General features: G+C 40.7%; 7 protein-coding genes. 4 read left to right on the forward strand and 3 right to left on the reverse strand.

Annotation, left to right across the window (positions count from 1 at the left end):
• Nucleotides 1–321 (forward strand): hypothetical protein (locus tag LC454_RS20475; protein ID WP_223584268.1); only part of this gene is annotated, 321 nt, incomplete at its 5' end.
• Between the two features lie 560 nt (nt 322–881).
• Here LC454_RS20475 and LC454_RS26560 read toward each other — a convergent pair.
• Nucleotides 882–3,002: a hybrid sensor histidine kinase/response regulator gene (locus LC454_RS26560; RefSeq protein WP_223584269.1), complete on the reverse strand. Its 2,121-nt coding sequence runs from the start codon at nt 3,000–3,002 to the stop codon at nt 882–884.
• A 259-nt stretch (nt 3,003–3,261) separates the two neighbouring features.
• On the opposite strand from LC454_RS26560, the gene LC454_RS20485 reads away from it, so the two are divergent.
• The 3 genes from LC454_RS20485 (at nt 3,262) to LC454_RS20495 (ending at nt 10,717) form a co-directional block, all read left to right on the forward strand.
• Nucleotides 3,262–5,274: a beta-N-acetylhexosaminidase gene (locus LC454_RS20485; RefSeq protein ID WP_223584270.1), complete on the forward strand. Its 2,013-nt coding sequence runs from the start codon at nt 3,262–3,264 to the stop codon at nt 5,272–5,274.
• Nucleotides 5,275–5,628: 354 nt separating this feature from the next.
• On the forward strand, nt 5,629–8,934 hold the full coding sequence (locus LC454_RS20490) for a SusC/RagA family TonB-linked outer membrane protein (protein ID WP_223584271.1): 3,306 nt from the start codon (nt 5,629–5,631) through the stop codon (nt 8,932–8,934).
• 10 nt (nt 8,935–8,944) lie between these two features.
• Nucleotides 8,945–10,717 carry a RagB/SusD family nutrient uptake outer membrane protein gene (locus LC454_RS20495; RefSeq protein ID WP_223584272.1) on the forward strand — a complete coding sequence of 591 codons (1,773 nt, stop codon included), beginning with the start codon at nt 8,945–8,947 and terminating at the stop codon, nt 10,715–10,717.
• Between the two features lie 92 nt (nt 10,718–10,809).
• On the opposite strand, the gene LC454_RS20500 is transcribed toward LC454_RS20495, so the two are convergent.
• Both LC454_RS20500 and LC454_RS20505 read right to left on the reverse strand, forming a co-directional pair.
• A complete protein-coding gene (locus LC454_RS20500) occupies nt 10,810–11,088 on the reverse strand; it encodes a DUF4342 domain-containing protein (RefSeq protein ID WP_223584273.1) in 279 nt (92 codons plus the stop codon).
• A gap of 193 nt (nt 11,089–11,281) precedes the next feature.
• Nucleotides 11,282–13,516: a glycoside hydrolase family 2 protein gene (locus LC454_RS20505; protein WP_223584274.1), complete on the reverse strand. Its 2,235-nt coding sequence runs from the start codon at nt 13,514–13,516 to the stop codon at nt 11,282–11,284.
• Nucleotides 13,517–13,599 lie beyond the last annotated feature (83 nt).

Below are 13,599 nucleotides of genomic sequence, written 5' to 3' on the forward strand. Positions count from 1 at the left end.
TCTTCCCATTCCGAACAGAGCAGTCAAGCCCGCCAGAGCCGATGGTATTGCCGTAACAGGTGGGAGAGTAGGTCGGTGCCTTTTTTTACACAGAAGCCCTTGCTGGAAACAGTCAAGGGCTTCTTGCGTTTACATACTTCCCAAAAGATTCCGAAGAGCAATGGCGCCGCAGTTATGGAGGAACTCTTATTTTACTACCTACAGGCGGAACTGTATTTTGTTCTTTGCCTGGTCAGGCCTGTTTGGTCGATTTCGGCTTATTGTAGTGGCTCAGTTTGTTCTCCTTCCATGGGGCGTTGTTGTTGTGAAGCGATGCCATAGTGGATTCTGTAATGTAAATATATCTGGTCATGGAAACCAATCTGGTATTTGTGAGGACAATTCAGCTGGACAATGTGCCTATAGAAAACTGGATGTTTCAGGAAGTGCAGTATCCTCGAGCTGGCTAGCTTAAATTAATAAGTCATCGCTATAATGAAATGAATCCCACAAGTTAGACAAAAACTTTTGGGATTCATTATTTATAAGAAAACACATATTTGAGGAGAGACTAGCTATAGTTTACCAAGTGAGAAATGGGAAGCCAATCAAACAGATATTCCTCGAACATATGATGGGGTAAAAGCCATCAAAGATTTAAGTTCTGAAGATGATGTTGAAATGCTATTGGATTGTAAGCAGAAGGCCTGTTCAATATTTTAACGATTAACAGCAACTAAGGTTATAATGAAGTGCTTCAAGATTATGAAGAATTAGCACGAAAAAAGGGACAACAATTTTTGCTGGCCCCTTTGTTTTTACTTTATGTTTACTTGATTTCGTGTCGATGTTAGCAGCAATTGATATTGGACGTTAATGACAGTATAATCGAGCGATACAATCTATGATGTTAAAATTTGGACGAATGTTGCTAAATTAAAAGGCTTGACCATGATCCCATCGAACTGATGGATCTGCCCCTGAGGACTCTGTACGGTTACCTGTGATTCATCCGATGTTAATGCAATTACTTTGCTGTTCGTGCCATGGATAGTATTGTTTCCTTTGACTAAATTCAAAATATCCCAGCCGCTAGGGCCATTCATGTTAAGGTCAGTGATGACAATATCACTGGTGTTATTTTGAAGATACTCCATCGCCAGTGATGAATCTTGAAAAATTTGCACATCTTTGAACTGCTGTAGAGCCTGCTTAACAAATAAATTGTTGATCGGGTTATCATCGACAATGACAATACGTGAGTTTAGCGGCAGATTGTCCTGTATAACCACTTGTGTCAGGCTTTTCTTTTCATCAGCAATAGGAACGATTAATGTAAATGTCGATCCTCTTCCTTGTTTACTTTGCACACTTAATGTTCCATTTAGTTGCTCCGCCATAAGCTTGGAAATATGCAATCCCAATCCAAAACTATTTTTGGCCCTGAGGTCAGTCATATAATATTGTTCAAAAATATGTTCCTGATCTTTAGAAGAAATACCTTTTCCTGTATCTGAAACCTCTACCTGTAAGGTTTTCTTTCCGTCCGGGTTGATGAATGCTTTAATCTCTACTTGTCCTTTGTCGGTATATTTAATGGCATTACTCAGAAGATTGGACACGATCTGACGCAAGCGATATGCTCCGCTCTTAATCAAGGTGTCTGGTTCTATGGCAATATTGCTGATTAGCTTAAGCCCTTTTTTATCAGCCTGGCTTTGTTGCATTTTTATCAGATTGGCAAGTAAGTTGGCTGGTGAAAAATATTCTTCTTTAATTTCCAGCATGCCTGATTCTAATTTGCCAAGATTGAGTATATCTTCAACAGTATCATTGATAACATGGATATCCTTTGTGATGGAATCCAATAATGCTGGATTAACGCGATTGTTGGACGTGTTGTTCTTTAAGAGGTCAATGACGCTGACCAGCGAATTGACTGGTGTACGTACATCATGGCTCACGTTAGCCAATATACTGGTTTTTTCTTTGGCTGTACGCAATGCATAATCTCGTGCTGCTGTGATTTTACGTTCGTAAATAATGGTATTATAATGATAGGACAGAATTAGGGTCACCATAATAATCATTAGAATGATTGAGGCAATAACTTGATTTCCGAAAAAGGCAGAGTTTTCCTTATACAATTTGAAATCCTGTATCTCTGCCGCCCGTAAGGACTCATCTTCTTGTGTTTTTATCTTGAGCAGGGCGGTGCTGATCGTGCTAAAAAGGGCATAGTTTGATTGTAGGAGTTGTCTTTCTTTGTCCTGAAGCGCGACAAAAGAACGACGGATTTTGCTGAAATCTTGCTTATAGAACGATTCATTCTGTTCAATTAATGTCTGTATCTGGCTATGGATTGCTTTGATCTGATTGACATTAAATTGCTGTTCAAATTTGTCAGAGACTAAAGTGTCATTTTTTGCTTTGAAAATCCTGGTGAGCAGTTTTTCCTTTTTTCTGACAATTGTATCTTTTTTGCTGACAGTTAAGGAGGTATCTCGTAATATTCTGCTAACAACGGAATCCGCATCTATCCGATTGGTTGTTGGACGTAATGTTCGACTGGTTTTAGTTAAAAGGGAAAGGGAGTCCTTTGCCAGGAAAATCATATTATCTACGGATTTCTTGATGCGTGCGAATTCATCAGAGAGATGTATGTTTTGTTCCAGTGGTGTATTGGTTGAGAACGATATTCCTTTTTTGGAAGAAAGGGTAGAAAGAGAGTCAATATAAAAACGAAGGCTATCTAGGTTTTTTGTATAGTTTGCCAAATTTTGAGCACTGAAATCTACCGTATATGAACGGAATGCATTCCCCGCAGCATTATAAGAGGCAAACAGCTCATAAAATAAACTTGTCAACTGATTTTTAGAGCTATAGGCTTTATTTAGACGAGCTTCGGTTTTTTGATATTCAATATATTGATAGGTAAATATCGAACCGATATACACTAAAGAAAGAATCAGAAAAGCAATTAAAACTGTCCTGAAAATAAATATTTTTCTATTATTTTTCACGTTGTTTACTCTTTCAACCAATAAATTAATTACAGCCTCTTTATTTAGTATGGAATTCAAATTTAAGACTTAAAAATGAAAGCTGTTGTTTATAACTGTCAATTAATCGCTACTTTTTAAAAAACTTACACAATCGTTTGATTGAAATGACGAGTCGGTAGTACAATTTTTATTTTCTATTTTACCGATGGAAACCTAAATGAGTCAAATTTTGGCTCAAAATAATTCATTTTTAATAAAGGAACAAATTGTAAAACTGATGAAAAAACTGTTTATTTCAGCAATGTTGTCGTTAATTATCGGACAGGTAAGCCACGCGCAACCTATTGTAAATATCATTCCAAAACCACAGGAAATCACTTACGGGGAAGGTTTATTCCAATTTGATCCACAAACGACCGTAAGTTTTAAAAATTGTAGTGTTAAAGATGTGGACCTGTTCATTAAGCAATTGCGGCAAGCAAGTCATTATCCAATGACGGAAAAAAGGCAATCAAGCAATACGATAGAGTTTATTTTAGATAAAAAACTGGATCTGCCTAGTGATGAAGGGTATCAATTGGATGTGTCTACTAAAAAGGTTACGGTGAAGGCAAAGACAACACATGGTCTTTTCAATGCATCACAATCGTTGCGCCAGCTCCTGCCCGCTGCAATCGAGACAACTAATCGTGCTGTAAATGAATCCACTTGGTCCATTCCTGCTGTTGCGATCAAAGATTATCCCCGATACCACTGGCGGGGGTATATGAAAGATGTAAGCCGAACATTCTATTCGATAAACACAGTGAAGAAGTACCTGGATGCAATGGCTTTATATAAAATGAATACTTTTCATTGGCATTTGACGGATGATCAGGGCTGGCGTATCGAAATAAAAAAATATCCAAAATTAACGGCAGAGAATACGACTGTCTTCCACCGTACTGAAAAACAACCGGCTGAGCGTAGCGGTTTTTATACGCAGGAGCAGATAAAGGAGGTGGTTCAGTATGCTAGAGAACGCAATATTACAATTGTTCCTGAAATTGATGTACCGGGACACTCCTGGCCAACAATATTGGCCTATCCTGCTTTGGGGGTGAATAAGAATTCTTACCCCAATCATATTTTTCCTTTCGTGTCGTCCTGGAGTTATTGGGGTAATCAGTTTACACCAAATACACTTGATCCGACAAAAGAGACGACCTATCAATTTTTGGATGATGTGTTTACCGAGATTGCCAGTCTATTTCCAGGAAGCTATATTCATTTTGGAGGGGATGAGGTCCGTCATGATTTATGGGAAAAGGAACCACATGTACAGGATTTTATGAAGCAGCATCAGATTGCCGATGTCAAAGCATTACAAAGTTATTTTGTACAACGTGTATCGGCTATCATTGTTCAGAAAGGGAAAAAGCCTATTGGTTGGAATGATATCTTGGCCGATGCTAAGAATCTTCCCAAAAGTACAGCTATTATGAGTTGGCTTGGAGAGGAGGCGATTAAGGAGGCGACCAAAGATGGATTTAAGGCTGTGGCGACACCAGCCTCGCATTTGTATTTCGATATTACACAGGCAGATCGCAATGATGGCACAATGACCGACCTGGCCTATCCGCAGATTAATTCCTTAAAAAGGGTCTATGACTTTGATCCATCAAATGGGCTGACAGCAATGGAGGATCAATTGGTGTTGGGGGTACAGGGGAATATGTGGTCGGCGATTGCCCAGGATATCAAAGATATGAATGTGCAGAATTTTCCACGCTTACTTGCCGTCGCTGAAATAGGCTGGGCTTCTAAGTCAAAGAAAGATTATGCGGAGTTTTGCCGTAGACTGGATGCTAATCTTCCACGTCTGGATTCTATGCGGATTGATTACTATCATACCGGCGGTTATATCGCAGGTAGCTGGAAAAGTGATGACATTAAAGAGGAGTATAGTACATTAACCTTTGATGTGACAAAGAAGATCTATGACAATGGACGGGCACAAGCTGGTTTTTTCTTTGTAGAAGGCAAGAATTTTCTGGAGATAGATGCTGTCCAATTGCTGCAAGATGGTCGTATTATTGATGAGGATCGACATCATGCGCTTGCGGACAAATTTAGAGGAACGAATAAGATTAAACCCTTTTATTACAATTTCGCCGTGAGAGATTATAATCCGAATGCCAAGTACGAAATCAAGGCTCGGGTAAGGGGGGCTGGTGGCGTAGATTCAAAAGGCAATTTTACATTTAATCTGTCACCAACCCTTCCTTTCAACAAAACCGAGAAAAGATAGTATATCCAATATATTTTTCGATTGGACAAAAGCAGCTGACTCGGTAGCTGCTTTTGTTGTTAGAAAAACCTTCTAATTTCTAAATATTTGTTCTTTTTAGAGCGAAAAGTCCCCGCTATACCCGTTGTTTTATAAAAACAACGGGTTAATTATTCTAATAACATGTCTGTGAAATGTAAAAAAACAATCTTGTTTTCAGTTTCTTTTATTCAATTTCATTTTTATTTTCAAATTCTTTTATTTAATTTCCTGATAGAATCAACTGTCTTTTATGATTTTTTTATAAAAGACAAAATACCAATAAACCTTTGGTAATTGTTTGTAAACTATTATCTAAATACCTCCATCTTAATTATGAAAAAGAATTATCTTTTTTACAGCAAAGCCAGACCTTTAAGTCTTTTAGGTCTAGGTCTTTTATGCTCGTCCCCTAATTTAATTGCGAGCAATTTGAAATCGAAATTGAGCTATTTTCATGTCGAACAGCAGCAAATTTCGGGTAGTGTAAAGAATGAAAAAGGCGACCCACTCGCTGGCGCTACGATTACCGTGAAAGGTAGTACGATTCAAGCAGCGACTGATGCCAATGGTAGCTTTTCCATTCGCGCCAAACAGGGAGATTTTTTGGTTATCAATTATCAGGGTTATGCGCGACAAGAGGTCGCGGTGAGCAGTGGAACGATTGCTGTGACGATGATTCGAAATACCGAATCGTTGGAAGAGGTTGTTATCGTGGGCTATGGTAAGCAAAAAAAGGGAAATCTAACCGGGGCTGTCGCAGCGGTAAACTCCGAACAACTGAAAAATATCTCGCCATCCAATCTGTCCAATACCTTGGCGGGCAGGGCTGCCGGGGTGAATGTGACCAATACCTCAGGGATGGCCGGAGCTTCCTCTTCCTTACGTATCCGTGGTGCTGCTGTCGAACCGCTTTATGTGATTGATGGTGTGGTGCGCGACAAAGCGGCTTTTGATGCGCTGGAAGCAAATGAAGTCGATCAAATGAGTTTTTTGAAAGATGCCGGAACCGCCGCTGTATATGGTACAAGAGCAGGGAATGGCGTTGTACTGGTGACGACAAAAAAAGGTACTGCCCAAGCACCGGTATTCAATGTGCAGAGTAATTATTCCTTCAGTGCACCAACACAGACTTTATTGGCCAATCTGACTACCGCTACGGATGAGCTAATCTATCAGAATCGAGTTTCCCAATTCCGTTGGGAACAGGGCAAGAAAAGTGAACCGTGGGTGGCTCCAAATGGGCAGCGCGAATTTGACTATTTTAAAGACAAAAATTATAATACCAATGATGTGATCTGGCGAAATCCTTTCAGCCATAGGCAGTCTATTGCTGTTAACGGTGGTGGCGACAAGATTACCTATTATGCTTTATTGAGCTATCGGAAAGAAAACGGATCTTATAAATCGCTGGATCACGAAAAATTTAATCTCCGCAGCAATATTTCAGCTAAGATCAGTGACGCATTTAGTATGGATTTTAATATCTCAGCCAATCAGACGAATTCCAATAGGTTCTTCTGGCCATTTAGCACATCTGCCAGTGATGATGATTTCGATGTTTCGGATTTTTACCGCGTTACTTTCAACTGGCCTAAGATGTATCCCTTCTATCTAACTGCGGATGGGACGCCGAGCAATACTCCAACGGCTTATCCAGTACAGACACCGATGGGAAGCTGGCAGGCCTGGAATGTGATTGACCAGGTCATCGGCGATCGGTACATTGATCGCAAAGTACGTCAGGTGAATCCGATCATGACCCTTAATTTAAAATTGGATAAACTGTTAGAGGGACTTTCTACAAAACTGGTGGGAAGTTATGTAGCGGAAGACTACATGCGCAAACGTTATATGAGTTTCCAAAAGAACTATACATTTACTTCGCTGAATCCGAATGGGAACCGCTTCATACCAGCCCCACCGTCAGAGGATAGGACAAATGTATTCACTTTTAGCCAGGCTCAACCTTTTATGGACTATAACCCACAGCGAAAATGGCAATACCAGGTGGACTGGTTCCTCAACTATAACCGCAAATTTGGCAAACATACGGTGGATGGTCTGGTTGTTTATGAGCAGTTTAAATCAGGCAATACGAACATCACATCGCGCGCGGAAAATCCAATTATCCCCTTGGATCAGATGTATATTTATCCGACAGACAGGAGCATGCGATCAACAGATGCTTTTGAATTAATGGACGCACGACGCGGGGTGATCGGTCGGGCGAACTATAACTATGCGGATAAGTATATTGCCGAGTTTTCTTTCCGTTACGATGGTTCGCCTTTATTCCCAAATGATAAGCGCTGGGGATTTTTCCCATCCATGTCCCTGGGCTGGCGTATGTCGGATGAGAACTTCTTTTCGTCCATCAAAAATACAGTCAGTGATCTAAAACTACGGGCATCGTACGGAAGTTCGGGCAACTTTGTGGATGTGGAAGGCTATTCGATATTACCCTATTCGTATATGGAGAAATATAGCTCGATCATCACTTCGCGAACAGGAAGCAGAACACCGGTGCCGGGATATATTTTTGGCGATAGCTATTACACCGGGGTAACATACCTTGATAACCCGACCACGAACCTTACCTGGACAAAATCAAAGAGTTATAACGTAGGGATAGACTTTGGTTTTGTTCACAATAAACTGACGGGTAGTTTAGATGGCTTTATCCGCAAAGAGAGTGATATTCTCGGAACGAGGGGGATTAAGGTTCCGGATAATTATGGTAGAGGGCTGGCACCTGAAAACTATGCGGCACGAAGCTTTAGAGGGGGCGAGCTCTCACTCAACTGGAATGATAGGGTTGGTGAAGTTTCTTACGGTTTGAATGCGAATATGGGTTATGCAAAAGACCGATGGGATATTTTTGACGAAGAACCTTCCTACGCGGCAGGAGGGCGGGAAAATTTTCGGTCCAAGGTAGGGCGACCTGAAAATCGCATTATTGGTTTGGAAGCTTCGGGACTGGTCCGTACGCAGGCGGAAGCTGATGCGCTGAAAGGAAAAGGCTTTAAAACCTATGGACGTGATCCTTATCCTGGGATGATTCTATATAAAGATATCCGTGGGCAGAATTACTCGGACCAGCCTGATGGCATTATCGATGATAATGATATGCAGTTACTTTCGGAGAATAATACGCCTCGCATTAACTATGGATTTGGATTTAACGCCAGCTGGAAGGGGTTTTATGTCTCTGCTTTATTTCAAGGGGTATTGGCTTATGATCGTGTGATCAGCAATCAGGAAGGGGCAGGAATGCGGCAACATGGGGATACCTTTAGACCTTATTACCCGATCTGGACTTCGGATGTCTGGACCCCAGATAATACGGATGCTAAATACCCACGACCTGTAGGCTATAATTGGCAGGAATCAGGGGCAACCTCGTCGACATTCTGGATCCGCAATGGAGCTTATATGCGATTACGGGATTTAAATATTTCCTACACACTGCCGCAAGCAATGATGGAAAAAATCAAAATGAAGAGTGTCAACGTATTCTTAAATGGTACGAATCTATTTGTTTTTTCGCCGATGAAGGAATTCCATGATCCAGAGCAAAAAATGTACGATTCCTATCCAGTGATGAAAACGTTCACATTGGGCCTTGATGTTAAATTTTAATTGATTTTTAATGATGAAAAAGATATTTTATCCGCTAGTTGCCTTGTTGCTGACAACGGCTTCTTGCAAAAATGTATTGGATATTGAGGATCTCAATTCGGTAAATGAAGACAAGGTGTGGAATGATCCCAATCTTGTCAATGCTTATCTGGCTAATTTATATACCTTATTCGGCAACTGGAACAGTGGCGCAGACAATAATTCGCAACAGCTTGCTGGAATTAATTTCCCTTTGAATGCGGTGACGGTCAATAATACGGCCTACAAAGCTTGGGATTATACAACCATGCGTAAGATCAATACCGCTATCCAAAAGGTGTCTGGAAGTACAGGATTAAATGATGCGACAAAGAAATCCATCTTAGGTCAGGCACTTTTTATGCGTGCTTATATGTATTTCAATATGGTCAAGCATCATGGTGGGGTACCCTACATCACAAAACCACAGGATCTGGAAGATGATGAATTGAAAGTTCCACGGAATAGTACCAAGGAATGTTTTGATTTAATGATAAAAGATTTGGATGAGGCGCTGACTTATTTGCCGATGACCATAGCGAAAGGTGCGGCTGATTATGGACGTATTGATGGTAATTTTGCCTTAGCCTTTAAAGCTAAAGTATTGTTGTATAAAGCGTCGCCACAATTTAATCCTTCCAATCCTTATGGAAATGCCTATTGGGTAGAAGCAAATGCGGTGAATAAAAAAGCCTATGAGCAGCTAAAGGCACAGGGCTATAACCTGACCGCTGATTACTATAATATTGCATTGGTGGAGAAAGGCCCGGAGGTGGTCTTTGCTGTGATAAACTCTTACCCCAATAAGGTTGCTAACTGGGACAATGGGGTGCGACCGGGCTCCGAAAGCCGAGGGACTGCCAGTGCTGTACCAACTTGGGATTTTGTGAAAGAATTTCCCATGAAAGATGGTAAGTTATATACAGATCCGACGGGTAAATACCATAAAACAGATGAACAGTTCCTACAAAGCTATTGGGAGAACCGTGATCCCCGTTTTGATAAATCTATTGTTTGGAACGGGAAGGTCTATGAGGTTTCAGGTAAAACAGGGAAAAGACAATATACCTCGCTGGGCATCGCGGATGCATTGGATAATTTTGGAGAAAATCCAAAAGCTGGTACAACCTCCTCGAATAGAGATCGGTATACAGGCTTTTTTATTTTGAAGAATTCAAAGCTTTCCTTACGACAAACGCAGGTGGAGACTCAATATGATGTGGATTTTGTGCTGATGCGCTATGCGGAAGTGATGTTGAATTATGCTGAAACAGCAAATGAAACAGGGGATTTGGCTACAGCAATGTCCCTTTTAAAACAGATCCGGATGCGCGCGGGTATCGAACCGGGGGTAGATAATAGCTATGGTATCGTTGCGGGAAATAAATCCGATATGCGGGAAGCTTTATTGGCGGAAAGAAATATCGAGTTCTGCTTCGAAGGGCACCGCTTTTGGGATTTACGTCGCCTGCGTAAGCTTGCTGTCCTGAACAATAAAACCAAGCAGGGAGTGGAAGCGATTGCGATCAATGCAAACGGAAGCGATATGGATCTAAAAACGGCAGCAGACCTGGCAAAAAATTACCAACTGAAAGAAAATCAGTTTAAGTACAATGTATTGCAGGTGCCGAGTACCGGAAATAAAATCAATCTGGTGCCAGATACATATTATTTCTTCCCGATTGCTCAATCTGTGATAGATAAAAACCCAAATATCAAGCAAAATAAAGACTGGGGTGGAGAATTTAATCCTATTTTGGAGTAGTGTATTTTCCGATTTCTAAATGTATATAAAAATAGAACGGGATGCCCAGCGCTGGGCATCCCGTTTATGTTATGTTATGTCAAGTACAGCGTTTATTTTAGTTCAATCATTTTTTGTTTTTCTTCCTCCTGTTTATCTTCTTGTAAGATGGCCAACTGAAGGCTGCAAATCAAAGTAAGGATAATAAGGACCACAAAAGCTATAGGGAAAATAACTCCGATGATCACCGCTAACAATAATGATATGTTTAGATATTCCTGTCCATTTTTGGAAGAAACCTTTAAACGTGAGCTTTTAAATGAATCAAAAAGATCTTGAAAAGCTTTTGTGATCGTTTTGCTGTTGATACTGAATGTTGTTTTAGTTGCCATGATGTTTATTTTTTTAATGTTTTTATTTCTTATTTGATATCTCAAAGGTAGGCGAGATTTGCTGAAGAGGGGAGAGTCATTAGGCTAATCAGGAGAGAATCTCGGTAAACGCTTGGCTTATGTCGGTCAATGACCCAAAAAAGCCACACTAATGCAGGGACTAGTGTGGCTTTTTTAGGTTTTAGTTTTCGTATTAGAGACCTACGTGTTCAGTTTTTGATTTGGTTGGTCCTGATGCATTTTGCTTATAAGATGGATCGTAATTCCAATGAATACGATCTGTCAATATCTTTCCGTCTTTTTGTATGATCTTAGCTTCGATCGTGTTAGCCCCCTTCGTAAGTTTGACGTTATCAAAAATGTAATGCACATCTGTTTGCCCTTTTCTAACGCCTTTGATAACAGTTCCGTTAACAGTTAAGGTTGGTTCGCCTCTATTGGAATAGATGGTTACTGGAGTAATTTCATTTCCGCGATTGATCATACGGCGTTGGGTGAGATACAATACCGGTTCTTTGCTCCAATTTGCTTTATACCAGTAGAAGCCATCTTTTTTCAATTTTCTATCAAAAGAAACCAGTCCTTTATAATTTCTTGGATTAACGTTCAGTGCGGTAATCGGTGTGGCGAAATCAAAAGTATTCCACACGTATGACCCTAGAAAAATAGGGCTTTTGGAGATTACGCCCCAATGGACTTCATGGAATTTTGTCGCATATTCTTCTGGGAAAAATGATGGATTGCTCCATTGGTTGCCGAAATTGCCTACCTCTTCCGCCTGATCCTCAGGAACTGCTTCGGCACCGTATTCAGAAAAGATAATCTTGTAGTCTTTGAACTCTTTACTTATCCGTTGCGCCCATGTGGCTACATCGTCATCCTTTGGGGATTTGTCTTCCAATTCACCGTTATACCAGCCGAAATAGTGGTTGATCCCTTGTACATCGGCGTTGTTGTTAACCGGATGATCAATTACATTGTATCCGCTTACGGAGACGGTGTAACGATCCGGATCTTCGGATTTAGCGAGATCATTTAGTTTGGTCGTGAGTTCTACGGTGTAGGCAGACGGGGAGTAAACTTCGTTATGCATCCCCCAGATATAGATGGAAGGATGATTAAAATTTTGTCGAATTAGTTCTTTCAACTGCTGTTGGGCGTTATTGTCTTCCAATGTCGTCACGCGATTCACAAATGGGATTTCAGCCCAGATCACAAGCCCGATACTATCGCATTTGGAATAGAAATATGCTGACTGCTGATAGTGTGCCAGACGGATGGAAGTGGCTCCCATTTCTTTGATAATGGATAGATCTTCATCGTGGTCGGCGTTGCTCAAGGCTGAGCCTTTGCCCCAGCGGTCCTGATGCCGGCATACGCCATATAGAGGATACTTGATGTCATTTAAAAAGAAACCTTGGCCAGTACGCAATTCAAACTTGCGAATACCTAAAGGTGTCGTCACTTCATCGATGATTTGGCCATCTTTTTTAATCTGTGTTACCACACGGTAGAGGTAAGGATCATCCAATCCTTGCCATAGGTGTGGATTTTTGACTGCAATTTGTTGTGATAATACCTGACGGCCCTGAGGCGGTAATGTATAAGCCGTTTGTTGCTTTGCTTTTATGCTGCCATTTTTTTCAAAAATGGTTGTTAGCAATTCGATCGGTTGTATTTTTCCAGACTTGTTGTCAATTTTTATCTTCAAAGCGATATCCGCAGCTTTTTTCGAAACATTTTGCTGCGTGACATAGATTCCTTGGGAAGCAAAATCATTCACGGCAACATGGATATCTTCAGTAATAATAAGTTCAACAGGCCGATAAATACCTCCGTACATGGGGAATAGGGTATGGTTGACCGGAATAACCTGAGGACTTGCTTCGTTATTTACTTTGACCAACAGCTCGTTGTCCACTCCCGATTGAAGCATATTGGTTAATTCAAAGACAAAAGCGGAATAGCCGCCCTGATGTCGACCAACAAAACTGTAGTTGCCATTTCGTTGGGAATTATCGTAATTAACTTCATTTTTCCCCGTTTTGGCAGGAAGGGGTTTATTATTTAAATAAACCTCGGTATTTGTGTTAACTCCCTCAAATCGGATGAAAATGCGTTTACCTTTCCAATCTGATCCAGGAACAAATGTTTTGCGGTAATAAGCGTCACCAGTATAAAAGCGTTCGTTTTTTCCAAGGCCACCTGGTTTGATTTCGTTTGTCTGCATATCTGTTGCATTCCAGGTATGTGGTAAGGTTACAAGCTGCCATTTTCCATCAAACGTGAGGTTATAGTCAAGGGCTGAGCTGAAAAATGGACCTTTTTTGAACGACCAGTTTGCATTGAACGGAATGACGGTTCTGGCATGCAGGTTCAGCATCGTTATCCCGATTAAGAAGAGCGTATAAAAAATCCTTTTGATCATGTGGTTTTAAACTTAGGGTATTTGTTTCGTTTTCAAATATAACCAACAAAAAGACAATGCCTAATTAGCTTCTTTTTCGAAAA

This window comes from Sphingobacterium sp. GVS05A (genome assembly GCF_019969845.1).
In the GTDB taxonomy this organism is placed as follows: Bacteria; Bacteroidota; Bacteroidia; order Sphingobacteriales; family Sphingobacteriaceae; genus Sphingobacterium.

What these genes read in the sequence shown, in the direction of transcription:
- LC454_RS20485 (WP_223584270.1), top strand. Translation starts at nt 3,262, where the DNA reads ATGAAAAAACTGTTTATTTCAGCAATGTTGTCGTTAATTATCGGACAG.
- LC454_RS20490 (WP_223584271.1), top strand. Translation starts at nt 5,629, where the DNA reads ATGAAAAAGAATTATCTTTTTTACAGCAAAGCCAGACCTTTAAGTCTT.
- LC454_RS20495 (WP_223584272.1), top strand. Translation starts at nt 8,945, where the DNA reads ATGATGAAAAAGATATTTTATCCGCTAGTTGCCTTGTTGCTGACAACG.
- LC454_RS20500 (WP_223584273.1), bottom strand. Translation starts at nt 11,088, where the DNA reads ATGGCAACTAAAACAACATTCAGTATCAACAGCAAAACGATCACAAAA.
- LC454_RS20505 (WP_223584274.1), bottom strand. Translation starts at nt 13,516, where the DNA reads ATGATCAAAAGGATTTTTTATACGCTCTTCTTAATCGGGATAACGATG.